At 61.1% G+C, this 23,843-nt stretch carries 19 protein-coding genes and 1 pseudogene; 4 read left to right on the forward strand and 16 right to left on the reverse strand.

The annotated features are described in order from the left end of the window. Nucleotide 1 precedes the first annotated feature (1 nt). The 5 genes from ACFOJ9_RS06590 to ACFOJ9_RS06610 all read right to left on the reverse strand — a co-directional run bounded on the left by ACFOJ9_RS06590 (nucleotide 2) and on the right by ACFOJ9_RS06610 (nucleotide 8,137). Nucleotides 2-1,900, reverse strand: a complete 1,899-nt coding sequence (locus tag ACFOJ9_RS06590; RefSeq protein WP_378977804.1) for an ABC transporter substrate-binding protein — start codon at nucleotides 1,898-1,900, stop codon at nucleotides 2-4. Continuing rightward, nucleotides 1,897-3,792, reverse strand: a complete 1,896-nt coding sequence (locus tag ACFOJ9_RS06595) for an ABC transporter ATP-binding protein (protein WP_378977806.1) — start codon at nucleotides 3,790-3,792, stop codon at nucleotides 1,897-1,899. The genes ACFOJ9_RS06590 and ACFOJ9_RS06595 overlap by 4 nt, the downstream gene beginning before the upstream one ends. Before the next feature lie 156 nt (nucleotides 3,793-3,948). Further along, nucleotides 3,949-5,283 carry an adenylate/guanylate cyclase domain-containing protein gene (locus ACFOJ9_RS06600; RefSeq protein ID WP_378977808.1) on the reverse strand — a complete coding sequence of 445 codons (1,335 nt, stop codon included), beginning with the start codon at nucleotides 5,281-5,283 and terminating at the stop codon, nucleotides 3,949-3,951. A 234-nt stretch (nucleotides 5,284-5,517) separates the two neighbouring features. Further along, a complete protein-coding gene (locus ACFOJ9_RS06605) occupies nucleotides 5,518-6,861 on the reverse strand; it encodes a nucleotide sugar dehydrogenase (protein WP_378977810.1) in 1,344 nt (447 codons plus the stop codon). 115 nt (nucleotides 6,862-6,976) lie between these two features. Next, a complete protein-coding gene (locus tag ACFOJ9_RS06610) occupies nucleotides 6,977-8,137 on the reverse strand; it encodes a DUF3095 domain-containing protein (protein WP_378987614.1) in 1,161 nt (386 codons plus the stop codon). Nucleotides 8,138-8,229: 92 nt separating this feature from the next. Between ACFOJ9_RS06610 and ACFOJ9_RS06615 the strand changes: the two genes are divergently transcribed. The 3 genes from ACFOJ9_RS06615 (at nucleotide 8,230) to ACFOJ9_RS06625 (ending at nucleotide 11,101) form a co-directional block, all read left to right on the forward strand. Then, the gene (locus tag ACFOJ9_RS06615; RefSeq protein ID WP_378977812.1) at nucleotides 8,230-9,318 is read left to right on the forward strand and encodes a glycosyltransferase family 4 protein; all 1,089 of its coding nucleotides are present in this window, start codon (nucleotides 8,230-8,232) and stop codon (nucleotides 9,316-9,318) included. Continuing rightward, nucleotides 9,315-10,091, forward strand: coding sequence for a polysaccharide deacetylase family protein (locus ACFOJ9_RS06620; RefSeq protein WP_378977814.1), 777 nt, complete (start codon nucleotides 9,315-9,317; stop codon nucleotides 10,089-10,091). Before ACFOJ9_RS06615 ends, ACFOJ9_RS06620 begins: the two co-directional genes overlap by 4 nt. A gap of 66 nt (nucleotides 10,092-10,157) precedes the next feature. After that, nucleotides 10,158-11,101 (forward strand): IS630 family transposase gene (locus ACFOJ9_RS06625; RefSeq protein ID WP_378977816.1). Its coding sequence is split into 2 segments (ribosomal slippage): nucleotides 10,158-10,490 and nucleotides 10,493-11,101, totalling 942 coding nucleotides; the frame shifts between segments, so codons are not numbered across the junction. A gap of 68 nt (nucleotides 11,102-11,169) precedes the next feature. Here the strand turns inward: ACFOJ9_RS06625 and ACFOJ9_RS06630 are convergent. From ACFOJ9_RS06630 to ACFOJ9_RS06640, 3 genes are read right to left on the reverse strand one after another with little or no spacing between them, the layout of a single operon-like run. Then, nucleotides 11,170-12,024, reverse strand: coding sequence for an MBL fold metallo-hydrolase (locus ACFOJ9_RS06630; protein WP_378977818.1), 855 nt, complete (start codon nucleotides 12,022-12,024; stop codon nucleotides 11,170-11,172). Between the two features lie 23 nt (nucleotides 12,025-12,047). Next, entirely contained in the window at nucleotides 12,048-12,494 is a 447-nt protein-coding gene (locus tag ACFOJ9_RS06635; protein ID WP_378977820.1) for a cyclic nucleotide-binding domain-containing protein, read from the reverse strand. A gap of 34 nt (nucleotides 12,495-12,528) precedes the next feature. Continuing rightward, nucleotides 12,529-15,243, reverse strand: a complete 2,715-nt coding sequence (locus ACFOJ9_RS06640; RefSeq protein WP_378977822.1) for an ABC transporter transmembrane domain-containing protein — start codon at nucleotides 15,241-15,243, stop codon at nucleotides 12,529-12,531. Between the two features lie 270 nt (nucleotides 15,244-15,513). On the opposite strand from ACFOJ9_RS06640, the gene ACFOJ9_RS06645 reads away from it, so the two are divergent. Continuing rightward, a complete protein-coding gene (locus ACFOJ9_RS06645; protein WP_378987617.1) occupies nucleotides 15,514-16,185 on the forward strand; it encodes a class I SAM-dependent methyltransferase in 672 nt (223 codons plus the stop codon). Nucleotides 16,186-16,222: 37 nt separating this feature from the next. Here ACFOJ9_RS06645 and ACFOJ9_RS06650 read toward each other — a convergent pair whose 3' ends face one another. The 8 genes and pseudogenes from ACFOJ9_RS06650 to ACFOJ9_RS06680 all read right to left on the reverse strand — a co-directional run bounded on the left by ACFOJ9_RS06650 (nucleotide 16,223) and on the right by ACFOJ9_RS06680 (nucleotide 23,766). After that, entirely contained in the window at nucleotides 16,223-17,374 is a 1,152-nt protein-coding gene (locus ACFOJ9_RS06650) for a glycosyltransferase family protein (RefSeq protein ID WP_378977824.1), read from the reverse strand. Continuing rightward, nucleotides 17,371-18,615: a glycosyltransferase gene (locus ACFOJ9_RS06655; protein WP_378977826.1), complete on the reverse strand. Its 1,245-nt coding sequence runs from the start codon at nucleotides 18,613-18,615 to the stop codon at nucleotides 17,371-17,373. The genes ACFOJ9_RS06650 and ACFOJ9_RS06655 overlap by 4 nt, the downstream gene beginning before the upstream one ends. A gap of 1 nt (nucleotide 18,616) precedes the next feature. Further along, nucleotides 18,617-19,831 (reverse strand): glycosyltransferase family protein, encoded by a 1,215-nt coding sequence (locus ACFOJ9_RS06660; protein WP_378977828.1) that lies wholly within the window; start codon nucleotides 19,829-19,831, stop codon nucleotides 18,617-18,619. A gap of 401 nt (nucleotides 19,832-20,232) precedes the next feature. Continuing rightward, nucleotides 20,233-20,871, reverse strand: a complete 639-nt coding sequence (locus tag ACFOJ9_RS06665) for a hypothetical protein (protein ID WP_378977830.1) — start codon at nucleotides 20,869-20,871, stop codon at nucleotides 20,233-20,235. Nucleotides 20,872-21,039: 168 nt separating this feature from the next. Then, nucleotides 21,040-21,357 (reverse strand): hypothetical protein, encoded by a 318-nt coding sequence (locus ACFOJ9_RS06670; protein WP_378977832.1) that lies wholly within the window; start codon nucleotides 21,355-21,357, stop codon nucleotides 21,040-21,042. A 43-nt stretch (nucleotides 21,358-21,400) separates the two neighbouring features. Next, a pseudogene (locus ACFOJ9_RS38835) lies at nucleotides 21,401-21,535 on the reverse strand (hypothetical protein); the annotation flags it as partial. A 5-nt stretch (nucleotides 21,536-21,540) separates the two neighbouring features. Beyond that, a complete protein-coding gene (locus tag ACFOJ9_RS06675; RefSeq protein ID WP_378977834.1) occupies nucleotides 21,541-21,840 on the reverse strand; it encodes an aldehyde dehydrogenase family protein in 300 nt (99 codons plus the stop codon). A gap of 807 nt (nucleotides 21,841-22,647) precedes the next feature. After that, on the reverse strand, nucleotides 22,648-23,766 hold the full coding sequence (locus ACFOJ9_RS06680) for an NAD(P)/FAD-dependent oxidoreductase (RefSeq protein ID WP_378987620.1): 1,119 nt from the start codon (nucleotides 23,764-23,766) through the stop codon (nucleotides 22,648-22,650). Nucleotides 23,767-23,843: the final 77 nt, after the last annotated feature.

The following is a 23,843-nucleotide window of genomic DNA, read 5'->3' on the forward strand; positions in this document are numbered from 1 at the left end:
CTCAGGAGCCTCCAAGCCAGAATGTATCCGGCATGTAGACACCGAAATAGGCGGTCGGGTCGTAGCCGTAGAGCGCCTTGTCAGGCAGATTGCGAAGCCGCGAGGACACCAGAATCGGCTGATACGTTCCGTTCACCGTGCCGATTGAAAACACCTGATCGGTGTAGATCGACAGCATTGAATTCCAGATTTCGGCGCGCTCCGTGGCTTCGGTCGACCCGTTCCAGCGCTTGAGCAAAGCCATCAACTCGACCACTTCAGGAAGATCGGGCGCCTCACCCATCTTGCCATGAGACAGATAGTGAGCACCCCAGAGCGGCCATTGCAGCTGGTCATCGATGGTGGGGGCCAGCTGGTACGGGTTCATGTCAGCAGTCGGCACGCCATTGTCGATGCCCGACCACATCGACATCATGATCTGGCCGCCAAGCGCGCGGCTGCGGAAGATGTCGCGCTGCGAAGTCCGGATGAACAAAGCGATGCCGATCTTGCGCCAGTGATCGGTGATGAGTTCGAGCGCGTCGGTTTCCAGCGTGCTTTCGCCGGCCGTTTCCACGATGATCTGCGCAGAGCGTCCGTCGGGAAGTATCCGCAGGCCGTCATCGTCACGTGCCTGAAGCCCAACCTCGTCGAGCAGGGCATTGGCCTGGTCGGGATCATGGGCGACCCAGGCTTTCGCGAATTCCGGCCGGTAGAGCGGGCTCTCCGGCAGCACCGTATCGGCACTTTCCTGCGCCAATCCGTAGAACACAGCCAAATTGATCTCGCGCCTGTCCACAGCGAGCGAAAGTGCGCGGCGTACGCGCACGTCACGCAAAAGGCCACGCCACACCTGATCGGCACAATTCAGATTGGGCAGCAGCGCCAGCCGCGAACCCTGTGTGCGTTTCCACAGATGCATCTTCACCGGGTAGCGCTTCTCCGCGTCCTTCAGGAAGGAGTAATCGCTGAAGTCAATTCCCATGCATTGCAGGTCGCTCTCCCCCGCACCGGTCTTGGCCGAGATGATCGCCGACGAGCTGACATTCATGATGATCCGGTCAATATAGGGCAGTTGCCGGCCATTCTCGTCTATTCGATGAAAGAACGGGTTGCGCTCGAAGATGAACTGCTCGGCCGGCGGCTTGGTCCGGTTCTGCCAGGGATCGAGCGTCGGCAGTTCCGGGTTCTCCGGGCGATACTGCCGCGACATGCGGATATGCAGGAGCGTCCATTTCTTGGCCCGGTTCTCCTTCATCAGGCCGGCGAGCCGGAATGGATCCTGATATTTCTTGTGGAACTGCTTGAGATAGGCGGCCGGCAGAACAACCGATATCGGCGAAGCGGCAGCGAGCTTGGGCAGGAAGTCGGGATTGGGCGCATCCCAACTGTAGCGCACCGTCAACGGATCGACGATCTCGAAGCGTGGCGGCTTGCCGTCCGCCAGCAGGGCCGGGGCGAGCCCGCCTTGCGAAAGCTCATCGTTCAGCCAGACATCTTCCCAGCAATAGCGAAAATCCTCCGGCGTCAGCAGGCTGCCGTCGGACCATTTATGTCCTTCCCGTATCTTGAACGTGAAGATGCGATCATCCGCTACGTCGAAACTTTCGAGGATGTCGGCTTGCAAGCTAAGCTTTTCGTCATAGCCGACCAGCCGAGAATACCCGTAGATCGTCATCATCCGGATATCTTTCTGGCTGCCGATGATCGTCCGCAGCGTGCCGCCATACTCGCCGGGCTGCCGGCCCATCGCAGCGAGATTCAACGCGCGCGGGCTCTTGGGCAGGCGTTCGGCGAGTGCCGGCAGCGCCCTGGCCTTCAACTGCGGCTGAAGAAAGTCCGGCTCCAGATCGCCGGCGCGCGATGTGCCCGGCAGAAGTGCCGAAGCCATGAGCCCGAGGAGGGTGCGCCGGCTGATCAATGGCGTAACTCGCTGACATCGGCCGAACGTCGGGCCAGCACGAGGTGGCCGCCGCCAAGATCGAGCGGCGACAGCATATCCTCTTCGCCCTCGTCGCGGAATTGCGGTCCCCATGCGCTGGTGTCGGAAGCGCCGCCGAGCTTCAGCGTCTTGAAATCCATCGGCCGGTCGAGATCGGGGAAGGGTACCGCGGCAAGCAGTGAGCGCGTGTAGGGGTGGATCGGCTTCCTGAGCAGAATTTCGCGCGGCGCAAGCTCGACGATACGCCCACCGCACATCACCGCGATGCGGTCCGCCATGTAGTCCACCACCGCCAAATTGTGGGATATGAACAGGTAGGTCAGGCCCAGTTCCTTCTGCAGGTCCTTCAGAAGGTTCAGGATCTGCGCCTGGACAGAGACATCGAGCGCCGAAACCGGCTCGTCGCAGATCAGGAGTTCAGGCCCCAGCGCCAATGCGCGCGCGATGCCGATGCGCTGACGCTGCCCGCCGGAGAAACTGTGCGGATAACGCTTGATGAAGCGCGGATCGAGCCCGATTGCCTGCATCAGGCTCTTGACCGTGGCGAGCCGGGACGCGGTATTGCCACGCTGATGGATTTCCAGCGGCTCGCTCAAGATGTTCTCCACCGTCATGCGAGGTGAGAGCGACGAAACCGGATCCTGGAAGACCATCTGGATTTTCGCGCGCAGCAACCGCAGGGCTTCTCCCTCGGCTGCCAGGACGTCGATCGGTCCTTCGCGGCCGTTGAAGACCACGGAGCCGCCGCTAGGGGTGACGGCCCGCATGAGGATCTTGCTGACGGTGGTTTTGCCGCAGCCGCTTTCCCCGACCAGACCCAGGCACTCACCCCGCCTGATGTCGAAGCTCACGCCGTCCACGGCGCGAACAGAGGTTTGATGGCTCCCGCCGAACCATCCGGACTTGCGGGTGGTGTAGACCTTTTTCAGATCCCTGACCGACAGCAGGATGTCGTCCGACCCCTTCGATGCCGGCGCCGTCTGCTTGCCCAGCAGGTTCTCGACATTCACCGGCACCTCGCGGAGCGCCTTTAGCCTTTCGCCAGGCTTCAGGTCGAAATGCGGAACGGCTGCCATCAGGCCCTTCAGGTAGGGGTGACCTGGCCTGCGGAATATCGCCTCCACAGGTCCCGCTTCCATGATCTCGCCATGGTACATGACCACCACCTCGTCGGCGACATTGGCGACAACGCCGAGGTCGTGTGTGATCAGCAGCATTGCCATGTTCAGCTTGGTCTGAAGCCCGCGCAGCAATTGCAGGATTTGCGCCTGGATGGTGACGTCCAACGCCGTCGTCGGCTCATCGGCGATCAACAAAGCGGGCCGGCAGATAAGCGCCATGGCGATCATGGCGCGTTGCCGCAATCCTCCCGAAAGTTCAAACGGATACATGTCATAGGCGCGCTTGGGATTGGGAAAGCCGACAAGGCCGAGCATTTCCTCGGTCCGCGCCTTGCGCTCCGCCCGAGCCATGGGCGTATGAATCTGCAGGGATTCGCTGACCTGGTTGCCGATCGTGTGCAGCGGCGACAGCGATGTCATCGGTTCCTGAAAGATCTTGCCGATGCGGCTGCCTCTCAATGCCCGGATTTCGGGCCCGTCGCGCGGCATCTGCAGGATATCCTGCGTCGTGCCGGGCTTTTCAGGATCGGAAAACAGGATACGGCCGCGAACATGGGCTGTCCTCGGCAAAATGCCCATCACTGCCTGGCTGAGAACCGATTTTCCGGAACCGGACTCGCCCACAAGCGCGGTAACCTTGCCGGGCAGGACGCGAAGATTTGCACGCCTGACAGCATGCAACGGTCCGCCGATAATGGCAAAAGAGATGCCAACATCCTCGATCCGCAACAGATCAACACCCGAATCCATTCTCACACCAGCCCCACTCTGGCGACCCTGCCGGGCGGCAGGTCCAGAAAGCGAGACTAGCGCATTGCCAGCCTAGAGCAACTTGGATTCGAAACGAGTTCCCCGGCGGAACCGGCGACCGGACTGCATACCAAGGCGTTCGGATAATCGTGGCGGTTACTGGAGCTTCCTCCGGTCGCCCGCCGACAGCCGTGCGGCATCGCGATGAAGCAGCATGACCTGCTCGGCGTCCGATATCCGGTCGTGAATCGGCGCAGCGTCTTCATCGAGTGCGAGAGCACCCGACAGATCGGGTGAAAGCACCGTCAGCTTCTGTTTGATACCCGCCAGTTCCTCCGTGCCAAGCGTCAGCCAGCTGTTGGTGCCGCAATAGCCGGCGAAATCTTTGCTGGCGAGAACGCTGTGCGGATATTTCTTGGTCAGGGTCTGGAGACGCTGGACCTCGTTTACGGCCGAGCCGAAGACAGAGAATGTGAGCCGGTCGGTAAGCCCGACATTGCCGAACATCACATTGCCGACATGCAGGCCGATACCAAATTTTATGTCGCCCAACCCCTGCTCCTTTCTGCGCAGATTGAGTTCCATCATGCGCGCGCTGGCCTTGTGCGCTGCCGCAAGAGCAGCCTGGCAGGCGATCTCGGACTGCGAGCGGTGCCTTTCGCAGGGGTAGACGGCAATGAAGCCATCACCCAGGAAACTCATGATCTGCCCGCCTTTGCGATTGAAAGGTGCAGCAATGGCATCGAAAAACTGGTTCAGCGTATCGATATAGATTTCGCGACCGGAGGTTTCGGCAAGCCTTGTCGACCCGCGCATATCGCCCATGACCAGTGCGGCCCGGATTGTGTCACCCTCGCCGCGCTTGATCTGACCGTCCAGCACGCGCCTGCCGGCGTCGCCGCCAAGATAAGTGGTCATCATGTTGTCGGCGAGCTTGGTGAGCACCGCCATCTTGGTTGCGATAGCGAGATAGTTCTGGATCCGCAATAGCGCCGAAATCATGCTGTCGCTGAAGCCTGAAGCACTGTCGGTCGACCAAGACCCCAACATGCCCTGACTGGTATCGCCGTTGAAGGGATGCACGAAAGCCATGTAATCGGTGACGCCCATACGCCCGAGGTCATCGAAAACAGGAAACTCCGACCGCACCGACGGGTCGAGCCGGCGCCGCAGGTGGTCGAGCTTGTTGCTGAGCAGATGGTAGTATGGGCTGGTCAGGAATCTGTCGGAATGAACGCCGTTCTCACTGCGGAAGCCTTCCACTTCCAGGCCCTGGCCGCGAAGCCAGGTAAAGCCAAGCGCGTCATAAAGCGGATGAAGCATCGAAAAGCTCAAGTGCACCCGCTTCAGCGGCAGGCCGGCAGCAGCCAGCCGTTCACAAAAGCCCTTTACCAATGTTTCCAGGTCGTTGCCCGCCAGTGCCGATTGCGTCAGCCAGTCGGCAACCTTATCCATGAGAGTGGTGGAAATTTCTGCTTGCGCTGTGCTCATGCTATCTCGAACCCGTCGAAGACGAGCCATCTCCTTTGATCCGCCACACAATCGAAGTCAGTGAAGCCGGCTTCGGCGACAAAAGCCGGCGAAGAACTTCCCGAATGACTGTCCTTGCAGGAAGGAAGCAGGCGTAAACTGCATCTATCACCTGCAGCATCATGTGGCGAGGCTGCCGGTGGAGTGCAATCCCGATCCTGACATCGGGCAAAGAATTCGCCGTCTCAGACACCGTCAGGCCTTCACCACCGTCTCTCGGGCCAGCCCGAGGCGGCCAAAAACATTGCGTGTGTCGACGATCAGAGGAGCGTGATCAGCGATCGCCTGATAGTCGATCGCGTCGTGGTCGGTTGCCACGACGACAGCATCGAAATCCTTCAAGGCCGCCTCGGTCAATTCGACCGAGCGACGCCCCTTGATCGCCATATGCTCGCGTGTGGTCGGGATCTCGGTAACATGCGGATCGTGGAATTCCGCCTTGCCGCCCCACTCCTCGATGAGTTCGATGAGCCGCAATGAGGGGCTTTCGCGGATGTCGGGCACATTCTTCTTATAGGCGAGCCCGATGATGAGAATGCGCGAGCGGCTGAGCGCCTTGCCGCAGCGCCGGTCCAGCGCCTTCGCCAGTTCATCGACCACATGACGCGGCATGGCCGTGTTGATCTCTGCCGCCAGCTCGATGAAGCGGGTCGGCAGTTCGTATTCGCGCGCCTTCCACGTCAGGTAGAAGGGATCGATCGGAACGCAGTGCCCGCCAAGTCCGGGGCCGGGATAGAAAGGCATGTAGCCGAAGGGCTTGCTCTTTGCCGCCTCGATCACCTCCCAGATATCGATACCCATCGCACCGAGCACGACCTTCAACTCGTTGACGAGGGCTATGTTGACCGAGCGGAAGATGTTCTCGGTCAGCTTGACCGCCTCGGCGGTCGCCGTGCTGGAAACCGGAACGACGGTCTTGACCACGCTTTGGTAGAAAGCCTTCACGAGCGTCGCCGCTTCAATGCCGTCGCCTGCCACGACCTTGGGGATCGTCGAGACCTCAAAGCTGCGGTTGCCGGGATCCTCGCGTTCGGGCGAGAAGCCGAGGAAGAAGTCTATCTTCGACTGCAAGCCGGTTTCTTCCAGTATCGGCTTGATCACGTCGTCGGTGGTGCCGGGATAGGTGGTCGATTCCAGCACGATCAGCTGGCCGAGACGCAGGTGCTTCGCGATGGTGGCTGCCGTGTTCCTGACAAAGGAGAGGTCCGGCTCACGGTGTTTCGTCAGTGGTGTCGGAACGCAGATGATGATGACATCCGAGACGGCCAGTTCGGCAAAATCGACAGTGGCGCGGAACCGCCCACTCGCCACATGGCCGGCAAGGGCTGTCGACGTCACTGCCTCAATGTAGGATTGGCCGTTGTTCAGGCTCTCGACCTTCCGGGCTTCGATGTCGAAGCCGGAAACCGGGAAGCCGGCGCGTGCGATTGCAACCGACAGCGGCAACCCGACATAGCCCAGTCCGATCACGCCGACTTGCGCGGCGCGCGTCGAAATCCGGTTCAGAAGACGGTCATATGTCGATCGTGAGGCGTCCAAAAATCTGCTTTCCCGTCAATTCGGACAGGCTATCCGCTCCCATGGCGAGGCTCACCGGGTGCCAAGAACCATGGGCGAGGGCATATTGCGGAAAATCGATTTCCGCAAGCCGTCATCAGACCGGCGCCTTCGCCTTCAGGCTTGCGGCAGCCATCGCATAGCCGCCGGCGGCGCCATCGATGAAATGAACGTGATCGCGCTGCAGCGGCGAGATGACGAGGCATGTCATCAAGGCCGACTTCTGGCGGTGGAGGCCATAATTGCAGATGCCCGCCTCTTCCGCCTGCTTCAGCCGGTCTTCGATCCGTTGCAGCACATCCGCGTCGACGTCGATGGTCATCTTCAAGCCGTCGTCGAACTTCCGGAAATCCGAATTGCTGGCCACGTCGCGTTTGTAGATCTTCGGATCGAAGCCGCCGATCGTCCAGCCAAATCTATCGGTGACAGCCGTAAGCGTCATCAGGAACACGATCCACAGCTTCGACCGCCACCGCCATCCTACCGGGGCCATGGCCCGCGCCTCGACATCGAGGCCGGCGGGCAGAAAACTGTAGTCCGGCCCGTTCACCGGCACCGGGTGGCCATCACGCTCCTGCCTGCCGGCAAGGGCGATGATATCGGAAGCCAGAGACTGAAAACCGCGCAAGTCGCGCGACGCCCCCGGTATGGCTATGATCGAGACGATTTCGCCATGCCGGGCTTCGATAGGGTTCCAACGGCAGGAAAGGCCGGTCAGATCCGGCCGCGCGCCGGCCGGCGCGGGATCGATGCGGTAGCGCCCCGCTTTCATCTCAGCTTCCGCCCAACTGCCGCCACCGCCGGCAAACATGGCATAGAACGCCGCTTCGGAGGCCTGGAACCTCGCCACGCGAACGTCGAGGCCTTGCGCTCTTATATCCTTTATCGGCACGATTGCCGCACGCAAGGTCAGGTCCAGTTCGTCCGCCACCCATCTCTGGACGGCCGCCAGCGCATTGCGGGCGATCTCCAACGCCGAGCCGGGAAACGCCACGAGCGCGCCGTCGCCGCCGAAGACAAAGGGAAGATCTTGCCGACCCAGCGCATTGAGCAGCGCCGAAATGACGCTGGCGCCGGCCATGTTGACGGTTTTATAGCGCCCAGCCTCGATCGCCTTGGTCGAGCCGACGATGTCGGCGGTGGCCAGCGCCCAGCCATCGGGGAGGGGCCGATAGTTATCGATGTCGGCAACGCTTTCGAACTTTGCGAAGACCGGCAAAGAAGCGACAAACGGGTCGGACGCGGCAGCTGTTTCCATGACCATCAGATAGCACATTCCACGGCTTGAAGGTGAAGTCGATCACGCTTGGAAATTGACTTGCGCAGGCTTTCCGATGATAGGGTCCGGCGATGCGAATTGCCTTCTACGCGCCGCTGAAGTCACCCAATCATCCCGTTGTCTCCGGCGACCGCCAGATGGCACGGATGCTGGTCAAGGCGCTGGAGCATGGCGGGCATAGCGTCGAACTGGCATCCGAATTGCGCTTCTATCTACGCCAACCGGAGCCGAAAAGTTTCGATGCGCTCAAGATCGAGGCCCAAGAGGAAGCCGCGCGGCTGACAAAGCTTTGGCATCGTGACGGCAAGCCCGATCTCTGGTTCTCCTATCATCCCTACTACAAGGCGCCCGACCTGATCGGGCCCGAGCTGGCATCGGCCTCTGGTGTCCCCTATGTGACAGTGGAAGCCTCCTATTCGAGGCGGCGCAACGTCGGTTTGTGGGCCGATAGCCAAGCGTTGGTGGTGCGAGCCATCGAACAGGCAGCGCTGAACATCTGCTTCACGCAAAGGGATCGCCAAGGACTGGCAGATGCGATTCCCGACGCCGCTCTCGGTATGCTTTCGCCCTTCATCGACACATCGGCATTCCGGGAAATGCCGGCACGGGGTTGTCCGACGCGTCTCGTTACCGTCGCCATGATGCGCCCGGGCGACAAACTCGACAGCTATCGCATGCTGGCGCAAGCGCTCGGCTCGATCGGCCACCTGCCCTGGACCATGTCGGTCGTCGGCGACGGGCCTGCCCGTGACGAGGTCAAAGCGCAATTCGCCGGCTTGCCCGCCGACCGTATGGAATGGCTTGGCGCGATCGAGCCGGCCGCCGTGCCGGATGTCCTCTACAGCGGGGGAATCTACGTCTGGCCGGGTTACGGCGAGGCCTATGGCGTTGCCTATCTTGAAGCACAGGCCGCCGGCCTTCCGGTGGTGGCTCAGGACATTGCCGGCGTGCCGGAGGTCGTGCGGGATGCCCAGACCGGGTTTCTCACCCCGCCGGGCGATGTCGCGGCGTTCGCTTCCGCCATTGAAAGGCTACTGGCCCGTAACGACGAAAGAACCGTCATGGCCGTGGAGGCCAGACGTTTCGTCCTCGAAGAACGTTCCCTTGGCGGTGCGGCGGCGCGACTGGCCGAACTTCTCAAGAAGATCCCGGTCTCATGACATCCGATCCGATCTGGCAGCGCTTGGTGGAAGAACTGGCGCGCCGGCAACGGGCGGGCCGCAAGGCGGAGTTCTGGCTGCGCGACGACGACGCCGTGGATCCGACGCCGGCACTTGATCGGCTGCTCGACCTCACCGGTGAATTCGCGGTTCCGGCCACTCTGGCCGTCATTCCGGCCCGTACCGACGGGAAGCTTGTCGTGCGGCTTGACGAGGCGCCGCATGCCACGGTCGCCGTCCATGGCTGGGCGCACCGAAATCATGCGCCCGCGGACCAGAAAAGGCAGGAGCTCGGCGCGCATCGGCCACGCGAGGCGGTGCTCGATGATCTGGCTCGCGGGCTGTCGCGCGTTACCGGCCTGCACGGCGCACGTGCCGTTCCGATGCTGGTGCCGCCCTGGAACAGGATCGACGCCGGCGTTGTATCCGACCTTGGGTCGATAGGATTTGCGGCATTGTCGGTCTATGGTCCGCCGAAGCCGGCTCCATTGGCCGTCATCAACAGCAATGTCGACATCATGGATTGGCGTGGCAGCCGCGGTTGCCACGATCATGGCCTGTTGGTTCAGGCTATCATCGCGCAATTGCAGCACGCATTCGACGGGGGCGAGCCGGTCGGCCTGCTCACCCACCATCTCGTACATGATGAATCGGCCTGGCTTTTCCTCGAACGGCTGTTCACAGTCACCGCACAGACTGAAGCCTGCGCATGGCTTCCGATCAGGACATTCATTGATCGTGCGCAGCGCCCTAGAGCGGGATGGGATTTGTAAGAGTCGTGGGATTCCCAAATCACCTTTGTTCTGATTCAACCTTCATACTGGAGGAGGCCAGTATGGATGGCAGGATATTCGATGGACCTTCGCGAGCGGGTTGTCGCCGCGGTTAAGACGGAAGGGCTCTCGCGGCGCGCCGCGGCGGCTCGATTTGGCGTCAGCTATAGCGCGGCCATTGCGTGGCTTAAGCGTGTTGAAGAGACTGGCAGTGCCGCGCCTCGCCAGGTGGGCGGCTACAAACCGAAGAAACTCTCGGGAGCGTGGCGCGACTGGCTGATCGAGCGCTGTCACGACGGGGACTTCACCTTGCGCGGCCTTGTGGCCGAGCTTGGTGAGCGTGGTCTGAAGGTCGACTACCGTTCGGTATGGGAGTTCGTGCATGCCGAGAAGCTCACTCACAAAAAAAGACGCTGATCGCCGCCGAACAGGATCGTCCCGATGTCGCGCGACGGCGGCTGCAGTGGACGAAGTATCGGGGCCGGATCGATCCCACGCGACTGGTCTTCATTGACGAGACCTGGACCAAGACCAACATGTCGCCGCTCAGGGGCTGGGCGCCGGTGGGCCAGCGCATCAAGGCCAAAGTGCCGCACGGCCACTGGAAGACCATGACCTTCCTGGCCGCGCTGCGCCACGATCGCGTCGATGCGCCTTGGCTGATCGATGGGCCGATCAACGGCGAGAGGTTCCTCCTCTATGTCGAGAAGGTTCTCGCGCCGACCCTCCAGCCGGGGGATATAGTCATCATGGACAATCTCGGCTCGCACAAAGGCAAGGCGGTGCGCCGCGCCATACGCGCCGCCGGCGCAAGGCTCTTCTTCCTGCCGAAATACTCGCCCGACCTCAATCCGATCGAGCAGCTCTTTTCAAAGCTCAAGCACTGGCTGAGAAAGGCCGCAAGCCGAACCGTCGAAGCCGTCTGCGACGCGATCGGCCAAACCCTCAATCGCGTCACACCGGCAGAGTGCTCACACTACTTCGAAAACTCCGGCTATGACCGAAACTAATCTCATCCCGCTCTAGAGCAATTCCAGGAAGCACGTAGCGCTTTCCCTGGGGAATTGCGGAAAATAGCTCAGCGCTTTTTGTGCAATGAGACCGGAAATTTGAGCGTCTGGCCATCCCGCGCGGCAAAAGCGCCGGCAAACCTGTCCTTGGCCAGTTTCTCCATCTCGTCCAGTTGCTCGTCGGTGCGTGTCGGATCGTGGTGAAACAGCGCGAGCCCCCGCGCACCGGCCGCCTCACAGAGCTTGACGCCCTGTTGCCATGTCGAGTGGCCGTTACCGCGGCGCCGTTCCATTTCCTTCTCGGTGTAGGTGCAATCGTAGATGACGAGGTCGGCATCTTCGATCAGACCGAGCACCGACTGATCGAGTTTGTCCGGCTCGTGCTCGGTGTCTGTGATCACCGCCACGACGCGGCCGCCCCATTCGACCCGGTAGCCTATGCAACCACCCGGATGGGTGAGACTGCCGGTCCGAACCACCACCCCTTCGCGCGGCCGAAGCACGTCTCCGGACACGAAATCGCGGCAGTCGAGCTTTGCCTTGCAGACGTCCATTTTCACCGGAAACCAGGGCGGCCGTATGAACTCATCGATCATCTGCCGGGTCGTCATGCGTCCTGCAAGATGCCCGGACCAAAGCGTAAACTTGACGCTTGGGTCAAAGATCGGCGCAAAAGCCGGCAGCCCGATGATGTGATCGTAATGACAATGGGTGAAAAGCAGGTCGAAATCGGTCACATCCGACGCCTGAAGCGCCCTGCCGGCAGGCCGCAGGCCAGAGCCCGCGTCGAACAGAAGCGTATGCTTGCCGCATCGCATCTCGATGCAGATTGTGTTGCCGCCATAGCGAGCGAATTCTGGCCCGGATACCGCAATGCTGCCGCGCACGCCCCAAAATCTGACCAGGAAAAAATCGTCGTCCATGCTACTTTTCGCCCATCGTAGCTCTAGGCGGTTCGTGCGTCGATCAGATCCGCGGTCGTATGGCTTAGCCGATCGGCAAGAACCCGCAATATCTCGATGGTCATTTCCGGGAACTCCTTCATAAGCCTTAGGAAATGATCCTTGCGGATTCTCAAGGCCTCCAGATCACTTGCCGCTCTGACGGTGGCAGTGCGGGAGCTGTTGCACAATATGGCGATCTCGCCGACGATCGAATTTGGCAGCAGTTCGGCAACTTTTATCTGCCCGCTGTCGGAATCGACCAGAATATCCGCCCTGCCTGAAAGGATGACATAGGCGGCGTCTGCTTCGTCGCCCTGCCGGAAAAGAATCTGGCCGGCGCTGTAGTTCACGCGATCGGATGTGAACGCAAGCAGCTTGAGCTTTGCCGGCTCGATGCCAGAGAACAAGGGAACGCGTTGCAGCATTCCAACTTCATCCTTGAGCAGCATTGTCGCAAACCTTCCTAAATTCGCGTCTGCCAGACTATGACAGAAGTTCCTTGAAGATACCGTTCTCTGCCAAAAGTGTCTCGTGTGTACCGTCTTCCACCAATTGACCCGAGTCAAAGACGATAACGCGATCGAACATCATCGCCATTGCCGGACTCGTCACGACCCACACAATTGCCGGCGAATGGCCGTCGCGTCTGGCTTCCACAAGCACGTTTCGCAGCACCTTGTCCTGAATGCGCTGGTCGAGCGCCGACAGCGGCCGGTTGAGAATGAGAAAATCGGGACGCTTGAGCAGGGCCCGGGCAATATCGAGCTTCTGTCGCTGTCCACCGGTCAGCCGCCTGCCGCCGGCGCCGACGTTGAAGTCCAGGCCGACATCCAGAAGTTCGGCATAAAGCCCCAGTTCGTCAAGAATTTCATAGACGATGGAGCGTATGCGGTCCGGCGCGTCGGGATGGTTGTTGCCAACACGCCCGAACAGGACATTGTCCATGACGGTGGCCGCGGCGATGTATTTGGCAGGATCATACCGTTCGATCGCGTTTTGCAGCTCGGGCGGCAGGTTTTCATAGAACTGGTTGCGTGCGGCGACGATCTTGCTCATCAGCTCGTCGGTCAGCAGGCCGAAGCGGTGCCGGGGCTCGATATAGGCAAAGCTCAAGGTGATGATCATGGCGCGGTCGGCCTCCGAAACCGCCTCGTAGGGACGGTTCTTGAGCCGCTGCAGTAAGGTCTCGTAGGCGGGGATCTCCTCGGCGCTCATGAAGGCGAGCTGCTGGAAGAACTGGTGATCGGGCGGCAGATCGGCAAACAGCTCGATCGCCTGTTCGGCGATCTCCATGCCCATTTCGTAGAGCGTGCGGTCAAGGCCGGCTTGCTTCAGCACGGAAGCAAAATAGGGATTGGCCGCCAGAGCCTTGTCGGCCAGTTCGGGGCCGGCGGCAGCACCGAAAAGCAGGTTCTGACCGATCGTCGCTTCCGTGTTGTAAGCGCCCGGCTCGAAAGGAACCACCAGTTCGCGCAGCCCTTCCTGTTCCAGCCGGGTTCGCAGCGCTGCACGCAGTTCGACGATCCGCCCGGCAAGCTTCGTGTGACGCGTGAGGTCGGCCGAAGAGCGCAAGCCAAGATCCAGAATGTCGCGCGACAGAAGAACCGCGTCGAGCACCCGGCGCACCGCTTCAAAGAGGTCGTGCGGGCCGGTAGCACCGGCGGAAGCATAGTCGATCCAGTCGCTGTGGATATCGAAATCCGGATTGCCCGACCGGCGCGCCTCGTCGATGTTCCAGCGCTGCTGGTCTGCCGCAGCGCCGTCATAAGTCACCGATGTCAGCGGTGCATGCTTCAACCCATAGAGCAGGTTATCGCGCAGGCTTGCGTGGAACAGGAAAACATCCGACGAGGCGTAGGACATGCGCCGGCCGGTCACTGCTTCGGGGAGTTCAAGCAGGTCATCGGCGCCCGAAGCGACCTTTCCGCTTTCCGGCCAGTTCAGCCGCGCGAAGGCTTCTGCTAGCGCCTCCGCTCCACCTGTTGGGGTGCTGACCAGCGCCACCGTCTCAGCCGGCTTGACCTGCATGGAGATACGGTTGAGGAGCATTGCACCGCCATCGTCTGCGATGGACAGACCGACCGCCGACAGCGGGTTTGTCATCGGACCGGGATCGTCGATCGTTAGTGCTCCGATCCCCGGCGCAATGATATCCTCGACGGTGAACTGTTCAACGACCTGCTGATATTTGACCTGGACATCCTGCCGCGCCTGATCCCAGTCGATCAGTTCCTTCATCGGTCCGGGCAGGTCCTTGTAGGCGCCGATCACGGCCACGAGCTGGCCGACGTCCAGCCGCCCCTGGATGACCAGATACCCGCCGATCATGTAGAACAGAAAGGGCGTGAGCTGCGCGAGAAAATTGTTGAGGAACTTCACCATGAATTTCCATTGGTAAAGATCGAAGCGGATTTTAAAGATGAGCCCGAGCCGAGCAGCTATGTCGGCGCGCTCGTAGTTTGATGTATCGTGGACGTGAACCGCGCCGATGCCGTCGACGATTTCGCCAACCCGGCCCGAAAGCGCGCGCGCCGTCAACTGCCGTTCGCGCCCGAGCACGATCAGCCGCCGCCGCATTCGCGGGATGAGCACGATCTGGATCACCACGATCACGACAGCTATCATTCCGAGCCAGACGTTCTGGACCATGATGAACAGCATGGCTGTCAGCGCCTGGCCGCCGAGCAGCACCGGCTGCAGGAAGGCATCGCCGATGAAGCCGCCCAGCGGCTCCACCTCGTCCTTCACCATGGTCGCCACTTCGGCGGATTTCACCCGCTTGAAGTAAATCGGCGGAAAACGCAGCACACGATCGATCAGATCGAAGCGGATACGCCGCAGCATGCGTTCGCCGAGGCGGCCCTTGTAGGTGTTGATGAAGAGTTTGAACAGGCCGTTGATGACGACCAGCAGCAGGAACACGAGGCTCAGGGCAAGCAGCGTCGCCGTGCGGTCGAGCTGAAAGCCGGAGAAGAACTGGACCTCGCCAATGAACGGCAGGTTATAGTGCAGCCTCATGAAGGGCAGGGTCGCGCCGGGTTGCTCGAACCCCTTGCCCTGGATCGGGCCGTTGACGATCAGCTTCGGCAGGTCGAAGGACATGAAATACGGGATCATCGAAAGCAGGACGATCATCAATATCCAGATCTGCTGCTTCCTGGTGTGCTTCCAGATATAGCGGGCTAGGCTGGGTTCCATATGCGACTGTGGACCCTTCAGCTGGAAGGATGCAGGATGGAGAGGCACCTGCTGGCGAATGGTGTATCGGCGATTTCTTCGTCGCCGGCGACAAGCTCGAAGCTGCAGTGCATGGAGGACGCCGACGGTCCGGGCAGATGCAACCGGCACTCTCCGGCAGCGGGCAATGGAGAAGCGGCTAGCAGCATATTCATGTCCGTGGATCAAACAGCCTTGCTGGGGCAAGATTGCGTTGTGTCGCCCGAAATCCCACCATACAAGACGAATATGATGGATGTCACGCAACCACGCAATGCCGGCATGGACGGGCACGAGCAAGCCCTGGACCTCACGCGGGGAATTGCTGCCTATGTCAACCACCCTCTCGTGGCCGGGCTGGCGCGCGTCATCGCCAAGCATCCGCAGGCCGATATCGCCAACGCCTTCAACCACAAGCAGGTCGCCTGCAAGATGTGGGCGCTCGACAAGCTGTTCGAAAGCGACGGCGGCCGGTTCGGGCGCATATGGGTTCTGGGCGGATGGTACGGCGTATTGCCGGCAATGCTTTTCAACGACGCCCGTTTCGACATCGCAGCGATCGACAGCATCGACATCGATCCTGAAGTCGGGCCGGTCGCCCGGACCCTCAACCGGGAAGCCGGCGACCGCTTCCGGGCGCTGACGGAAGATATGTACGCACTCGACTATGCGGCCGGGCGGCCCGACCTAGTGGTCAATACGAGCTGCGAACACATAGCCGACCTGGGTGCATGGCTTGCCCTGCTTCCGCGGGGCACGAATGTGCTACTGCAATCGAACGATTACTTCAGCGAGCCGACGCACATCAACTGCGTGGCTTCGCTTGCAGCCTTCGAAGCAATGGCGGCGCTACGGGAGATTAGGTTCTCCGGCGAACTGCCGACAAAAAAATATACGCGCTTCATGCTGATTGGAACTGTTTGAAGCGCGTTGCGCGAATCCAACCAAGATGCGACCTGCGCTAGGATTTCGAGGACCAGGTTCGATGCCGCTCGCGCAGGATTTGCGCCGAGCGACGGGCGCCTTCCAGATCGAGACGATGCGCGGCTGGCGTCGGTCCCGCAAGCGCCTGTTCGATCGCTTGCGCCAGACCTTCAGGCGTCAGGTCTTTTTCCATCAGCACCGTTGCAAGACCGAGCTCTTCGAGCATCAGGGCGCGAACCGTCTGTTCCGTTTCCCCGCCGGCTGCAAAGGGAACGAGCAGCGAGCGACAGCGCGCGCGCAGGACATCGCAGACCGTGTTGTAACCCGCCTGCGAGACCGACAGGCGGGCGCCGGTCAGCAAGCTGGCGAAATCCTCGCGAAACCGGAAGATGGACAGGCCCGGCGTGGCATCGCGTGAAATCGCGTCAAACTCGTCCTTCGGCAGGTTTGGGCCGGTGATCAGACACCATTTCCAGGCGTTGTCGGCATTCCGCGCTGCTGCGATGGTGGATCGGACAAGGCTCTTTCCGGCGGCCCCGCCGCCAACCGACACCACAACGTCGAAACGCTCGGAGGCCGCGGGCGCTGGTGGCGCGGCAACGAGCCCCGTGTACGCAACCTCGGCCCTGATCGCTCCCGCCAGTGGAAATGTCTTGTCGATGGTTGCGAAAGCCGGATCGCCATGGACCATGACAAGGTCAAAATGCCTGTTGACGAGATCGACCGTTTCCTCGTTTCGGCCCGGCTTGACGCGCTCCTGAAGGATATCACGGACGGACGTCACCAGCAGCGGTCTGGGCGACGCCGCGTCGATGGCCTCGATCAGCGGCAAGAGTTCGAAACGCATCTGCCGGCGTCCAAATGGAAACGCCTCGACAATGACGATATCAGGCCTGCAATCCCGGAATGCCAGCAGCAGCATCTCTGAACGCCGTTTCTTGAAATCATCGTCGATGGGCTTGCCCTGCAGGTCGACAAGTCCGGAAAATCCTTCATCACCGGAGGTGACAGGTGGCAGGGTTACAGATATTGCCCCCAATCCCGGAAACCCCGCGACCGGCGCTCCGCCAGTGACGACGGTTACGTCAAACCCGTCATCGACCAGAGCCGCCGCGACGCGGCTGGAGCGCGCGAGATGGCCGATGCCGAGCAGGTGCTGGACATAGAAGAAAGCGCGCAGCCGCTTCATTCGGCGGCCCGCCACTCCCGTTCGAACAGTTCCTTGAGCTGTCCAATGCTTGCCATATGATCGAAATTGCCGCGCACGCGCGCCTCTGCGGCGTCGCCGAGGCGGGCACGCAGCACGGGATCACGGATCAGGCGCTCCAGCGCCTGTGCCAGGGCAATTGGGTTTTCCGTCGGAACCAGCAGCCCGGTTTCATCCGGCGATAAAAGCTCCGGCACGCCGGAAATATCGGTCGACACGCAGGCAAGCCGCTGGCTGGCCGCCTCCACCAGAACATTCGGAAGACCGTCCCGGTCGCCATTTGCGGTGATCCTGCAGGCCAGGGCGAAGATGTCGGCACAGCGGTAGTGCTCGAGCACCTCCTCCTGCGCAAGCGCGCCTTTCCAAGAGACGCGACCATCCAGTCCGAGCTTTTGCGCCAGCGCCTTGAGCCGTTCCAGTTCCTCGCCGCCGCCAATATGCTCGAAACGCCACGCCAAATCACCGGGCAACAGGGCAAGGGCCTCCAGCAAGGTATCGTAACCTTTCTTTGCAACGGCGCGCCCGACACTCAGAACGATAACCGGTTCGTCCGGCGCCGAGCCGTCATGCTGTTTTCGTGCCTCGCCGGAAATGCCGAAGCGATCAAGGTCGAGCCCATGATAGCTCAGATGCACAGACGAGTTGCCGTTAGCGAGTTTTTTCAGACGGTCGAAGCCGGTTTTCGTGCAAGTGACCGTCCAGCGCGCCGAGGCAAGCTTGCCAGCCAGATCCCAGTCCGCCGAAGTCCAGATGTCCTTGGCATGGGCCGAGCAGCTCCAGGGCAGGCCACGAAGCTGGCTGGCATAGCGCGTCACCGATGCCGGCGTGTGCGCGAAATGTGCATGCAGCCAGCCCGCATCTTCCGGCCATTCGGCCGCCAGCACGAGCGCTTGCCCGAAGCGGCGCACGCGATTGCGCGTAAAGTCGCGGGGGATATCGGCCGCCAGCGATCCGAGCGCGCGCCAGAAGCCCGGCCGCAGCAGATAAGCAAACAGCGAGCGAACCACGCGCAGCGGCTCTTCATGCAGATATTCCGGCAGATAATGGACGGGCGCTTTGATCTCGTCATGCACGGGGTGGCGTTTTGCGTCGGTCGGCCGCCTGAGCGCGAAGAGTATCAGATCGAACCCCGCACGCTCCAGACCGAGCAGTTCCTGCGCGATGAAGGTTTCCGACAGCCGCGGATAGCCCTTCAGAACCACGACGATCTTGCGATGTTGCAACTCAGTTCATTCCCTCAATGACCGAAAGGTGATGGCCGGCCCGCCGGTCGAGCAGTTCCGCGACGATTTCGGAAATATGAGGCAGCCCTTCCAGCGTCAGATGCGGATTGCTCTGTGATGGGCGGGGCCGGTCCGGCAGCGCCACCAGTGCATCGGCAAACCGCTGGGGATCCTTGGCTTCTTCCGGCAAAAGCATCTCGATGAGGCCGAGTTCGGCTGCGCGCCGTGCGCGGATCAGTTGTTCCTCGCGGGGCTCGACGCGCGGCACGATCAGCGCCGGCTTGTCGAAAGACAGTATCTCGCAATAGGTGTTGTAACCGCCCATCGCCACAACCGCCCTGGCGCCGGCAATCAGCTCTTCCATGCGGTTGTCGAACTCGATGATCTTGATATAGGGGATCTTGGACCCCTTCTTGAGCAGCTTGTTGCGCTTGCGCGCTGGCATGTAAGGCCCAAGCACGATCAGCGCCCTATGCTGCAACTGCGGATCCTGCTGATAGGCATCGATGACGTCGTGGATCAGTTCGGCGCCGTCACCACCGCCACCGGTGGTAACGAGGATATAGTCGCCCTCGGGCCGGTGGCCGGGCAACTCGTTCTTCTGCAGGCTCCGTTGCAGGAAACCGACAAACTTCATCTTTGCCCTGACAGCCGGCGGCACATCCAGGCCGGTCAACGGATCGTAGAAATCCGGCGGACCATAGGCCCAGACCTTGTCGTAGAACAGGCCTATCTTGCGCATCACATCCCTGCGTGCCCACTCTGCTTCGAGCAGATGCGGCGCGTCCATCACCTCGCGCAGGCCAAGCACGAGCGTGGTGCCCCGCGTCTTGAGGTAGGACAGCGTGTCCTCGATCTCACCGCGCAGGCCGAGCGGCTCCTTGTCGACGATGAAGATATCCGGCCTGAAGGTTTCGGCTGTGTGGCGGATGATCGACTGGCGCATCCTTAGTGTCTCATGCAGATCGATATCCTTTTCCAGCGAGGTGTATTCGCCGTTGCGCAACTTGATGACGCTGGGGATCTTCACGAAGTCGACACGGGCGCGGTAGTCAAAGGCGCCAGCGATAGGCGCACCCGAGATGATAAGCACCTGAAGTCCGCGAAAATCCTCGACCAGCGAATGCGCGATCGTCCGGCAGCGCTGCAAGTGGCCGAGCCCGAACGTGTCGTGGCTGTACATGAGAATTCGAGCGTTTTGTACGTGCTGTGTCATTGTTGAACGTCTCTTAGAATTCTCGCATGGAGGACCGTGAGCGACCCGCCGGCTTCGAAACCATCATCGGTCTACCGACCTGTTTTGAAACATGATGGCGCAATTTTCAATTTGTATTACCCAAGGGGTCCAAGGATGACGCACTTCTTGATCGTGCCTTCAGGCTGATCGTCGTCCGCTATACGACGTTCGACGATGTCGTCCAAAGCTTATAATCACTCCAAAGGTCGGGCAATCCGAGCCGCCGCGTGACAGCGCCTCGTGGCTGAAAGTGGCGCCAGCTATCACCAATTCGAAGGTATCCTGTGGAATGCCTGTCAGATAGGCTTTCTGATTACCTGAGCCCGAAACTGGATGGAATGGCGAATATCGCCTCTGCAGGAGCGGGCCGAGACTCCCTATTATTGCTTGCGCGCCCAGTCCGAACCGTGCTTCACGCCCGCGGTTCCCCAGGAGCCGTATACATTGGTGCCGCCACGGGCGAACGCCCCGGTGTCGGTGCGCGGATTGTAGGCCGCGATGAAGCCTCGTTCACCGGCCGGGCCGGCGATTGCCGCACCGCGCGCATAGGTGCCCGTTCGCGGGTTGTAGCTGGCGCCGCCGATGATGCCGCGATAGGGGCCGTAGGCGTAGCCATAGCGGCCGAACGCCCCGCGCGCAGGATTGTAGAAGGCGCCCACGCCATAGGTGACCGGGCGCGCATAATACGGCCAATAGCCGCCGTGCCAGCCATAGTCCCAGTAGGCCGGGTAATACCATCCCGTGCCATAGACCACCGCATCCCAGGCTAGATAGGCGCCGAGATAGCCGAGCGTATAGCCGAACCAAACGGCATCGTCTTCGGTCCGGTAGACCCGCACATATGTAGCGTTGTAGACGGGCGAGGAGGGCGGGATCTTGTAGATCTCGTCCGCCACCACCTTGGCGACGCTGAACGGTCCTGTGGGACTATCACCAACGAACCAGACGCCATGCTTGAGCACGAAATATTTCCCGCCCACCTGGATGACGGTTTCGTTGGTGTTGACGGCATAGGTCACCGACGTGCCGTCGATCGGCTCGAATTTCGGCTCGCCGAACGAAACAAAATATTTCTACCAAGACCTCGATGAGGCAGGAGACCGGCTGAGCGCTGCCCACGTGGGCAGCGCTCAACGACGGGTGCTCGCTGTGGGCACCTTGCTCCGGCTTGGACCGGACGCGCTAATTCACAAGCCGCTCATGATCATCCTCCCGATCGCCAATTGGCTCGGGAAGTAGCCGCTGTGCTTGGGCAGGCGATCGTGCATGTCCTGCACCCGACGGTGATAGAATATGTCCATCCGAACGGGTGGCAGTTGGCCCTCCGGCTCAAAATTGCTTGCCGGGATGAACATCACCTTGAAGGGCCCGAAGCCTGCAACCTCCACGACTGGCTTGCCGCAAGTCCGACAGACCCCACGATTGAAGTTCGGTGGCGGACGGTACTTCTTGAACGAGATGTTGCCGGCGTTTTTCAGCACGACATCCTTGAACAGCGACCACATCCGCGAACGGTTTGCTGTTGAACGCTTGGCAGATCAGGCAGTGGCAGTGGAACCTGCTGTTCGGCGAGGTATGCACCTCGAACGAGCAGGCGCCACACTCGCATGAGCCGCGCAGTGGCAACGATGTGTTGGTGGTGGTCATGTGCTGATGCTCCTGGGTTACATGTGAGGACGACATTCCGGTCACCGCAGCATCATGCTGAGGATGGCATCGAAGGGGGCGTGCAGGAGATTGGCGAGGTTCCAGCGGCCCTGCTCATAGATCCCCTTGGCATGGCTGAGAGTGCGGAAGCCTTCGATGCCATGGTAAGCGCCCATGCCGCTGGGACCGACACCGCCGAAAGGCAGGTCATCCTGGGCGAGGTGCATGATCGTCCCATTGATGGTGACGTTGCCTGAGGTTGTCTGGCTCAGCACCTTACGGCGGTCTTGGTCATCGGCACAGAAATAGTAGAGCGCGAGCGGCCGTGGCCGGGCATTCACATACGAACGCTGCGGTAACCTCCACGCCCACCATGACCATTGATTGAGCCATCCGCGAGCATCGCTTGCTGGAGCTGCGTTGGTTAGTCGAGGCCAATGCTATTTTTAATGGAACGCTGATATACATAGACGCCCGAAGGAGCAGCGCCTGCCAGACACTTGAGGAATGCCATGCGGAGATTCATCTTCACGGCAATGTGCATCGCTGCGGCGACGGCCGCTAGCGCCCACGATTGGTACGAAGGCAAGATTGACCCGCAAACAAAATTCAAGTGTTGCGGCGGTTCTGATTGCCGCGCTATACCTCGCGCTTCGGTGCGGTTAAGGATCGATGGTGGCTACATTTACTTGCCGCATAATTTCATCATCCCACGGGACCGTGTACAGGAATCCCCGGACGACCAGTACCATATCTGCGAGAGTGCCTACGTCGTAACCAATCAGCTGTATTTGCGTTGTTTTTTCGCACCTCGTGCCAAGATCTCTCTACTTCTCTCACGTTGAGTTGCAAACTGCGCGTTGCAGTAAGCTGCTCCGCTCTGGCCCGTCGGGCCTCAACCGACCTGACTGCGGCTTCGAAAGACCCTTCAGCGATGCGTGATGTATCGGCGGCAACGACGTGCAATTAGGCGGGTTCTGACTTTGGCCGTGCACCGTGGCTGTCGGTGGCCAAACCATCGAGGAATCGTTGTGCCTAGAGGCAGCGCGCGCTTGAGATATTCATACTCGAAGGCGCCGGCTAGACGGACTATTCCGCGTTTTCGCAGCCAAAGGGCCGTCGTTGCGTGGATGTCGCCCTTTGCACCTTCAGGCGGCGCGGCCGAAGCGATCGACCCTGAAATCGTCGAGCGGCGTTTCGCAACGGTCGGTCATGATAAGTTCGGCCATGGCATCGCCCACGCCTGGGCCAAGCTGGAAACCATGTCCGCTGAAGCCGAAGGCGTGGAACAGGCCTGGCGTCGTCGCCGAGCGCCCCATAACCGGCAGCATGTCCCGCACATAGCCCTCGCAGCCGGACCAAGTGCGGATCACCGTAGCCTGCGCGATCGCCGGCAGCAGTCGCGCTACGGCGCGCAACTGCGTCGGCAGGCGCATGGGGTCGGCGGCCGCGCGGCCTGGATCGAGGTCCACTGCTACTCTTTCGGCCGCTCCGCCGAAGACGATGTTGCCTCGCTCGACCTGACGCAGATAGGCGCCATGGTCCTTATTGCGCGTCCAGATGCCGACCACCGGCACGATCCGATGCGGCAGCGGCTCGGTCACGCCCATCTGCGGGCCGCGGGCGTCGAGCGGAACCGCTTCGCCGAACTGCGCGGCGATGCGCGCACCCCAGGCGCCGGCGGTGTTGAGCAGACACTCGGCAGCGAATGCACCTTTTGAACTGGCGACAAGGAAGCCGGAGCCCGTGTGCCGGATCGTCTCGACCTCAGTCTCCTCGACGATTTCGGCGCCCAGCCTGCGGGCAGCCTCGGCAAAGGCCGGAGCGATCAGCCGCGGATTGCCACTGCCATCGTGCGGCGAGAACGACGCCGAAATAGCATCAGGACCGAGACCAGGAAAACGGGCGCGAATCTCGCGCAGGCCGAGCTCCTCCAGTTCAAGCCCCCAGGGCAGCGCCGCCTCGGCATAGGCCCGCATGTCGGCGAGGCTATCTTCATCGAAGATCAGCCGGATATGGCCGGTGACGCGGAATTCCACGTCGCGGCCAAGCATTTTTTCGGCCTCGCCCCACAGCCTGAGCGAGCGATGGGCCAGCGGAAGCTGGGACAGATGACGCCCCGTGCGCCGGATGTTGCCGAAGGAGGCAACCGTTGCTCCAGTGCCGATCCGGTTGCGCTCGATCAACGTCACGCGCGCGCCGCGCCTTGCAAGGAAATATGCGCAAGCCGTCCCCATCAGTCCGCCGCCCAGCACGATCACATCCATAGTCATCCTTTTTGCGGAGCCGATGATCCCTGAACGCCAATCTTGTCCGCACCGCGGTATTGCGTCAAAGATGGGTT

It is taken from the genome of Mesorhizobium cantuariense (assembly GCF_042647205.1).
Classification (GTDB): Bacteria; Pseudomonadota; Alphaproteobacteria; order Rhizobiales; family Rhizobiaceae; genus Mesorhizobium; species Mesorhizobium cantuariense.

Coding starts and splice junctions, on each gene's coding strand:
- ACFOJ9_RS06595 (WP_378977806.1), bottom strand. CDS start 3,792: ATGGATTCGGGTGTTGATCTGTTGCGGATCGAGGATGTTGGCATCTCT.
- ACFOJ9_RS06600 (WP_378977808.1), bottom strand. CDS start 5,283: ATGAGCACAGCGCAAGCAGAAATTTCCACCACTCTCATGGATAAGGTT.
- ACFOJ9_RS06610 (WP_378987614.1), bottom strand. CDS start 8,137: ATGGAAACAGCTGCCGCGTCCGACCCGTTTGTCGCTTCTTTGCCGGTC.
- ACFOJ9_RS06615 (WP_378977812.1), top strand. CDS start 8,230: ATGCGAATTGCCTTCTACGCGCCGCTGAAGTCACCCAATCATCCCGTT.
- ACFOJ9_RS06620 (WP_378977814.1), top strand. CDS start 9,315: ATGACATCCGATCCGATCTGGCAGCGCTTGGTGGAAGAACTGGCGCGC.
- ACFOJ9_RS06630 (WP_378977818.1), bottom strand. CDS start 12,024: ATGGACGACGATTTTTTCCTGGTCAGATTTTGGGGCGTGCGCGGCAGC.
- ACFOJ9_RS06635 (WP_378977820.1), bottom strand. CDS start 12,494: ATGCTGCTCAAGGATGAAGTTGGAATGCTGCAACGCGTTCCCTTGTTC.
- ACFOJ9_RS06640 (WP_378977822.1), bottom strand. CDS start 15,243: ATGGAACCCAGCCTAGCCCGCTATATCTGGAAGCACACCAGGAAGCAG.
- ACFOJ9_RS06645 (WP_378987617.1), top strand. CDS start 15,514: ATGGATGTCACGCAACCACGCAATGCCGGCATGGACGGGCACGAGCAA.
- ACFOJ9_RS06650 (WP_378977824.1), bottom strand. CDS start 17,374: ATGAAGCGGCTGCGCGCTTTCTTCTATGTCCAGCACCTGCTCGGCATC.
- ACFOJ9_RS06660 (WP_378977828.1), bottom strand. CDS start 19,831: ATGACACAGCACGTACAAAACGCTCGAATTCTCATGTACAGCCACGAC.
- ACFOJ9_RS06670 (WP_378977832.1), bottom strand. CDS start 21,357: ATGTGGTCGCTGTTCAAGGATGTCGTGCTGAAAAACGCCGGCAACATC.
- ACFOJ9_RS06680 (WP_378987620.1), bottom strand. CDS start 23,766: ATGGATGTGATCGTGCTGGGCGGCGGACTGATGGGGACGGCTTGCGCA.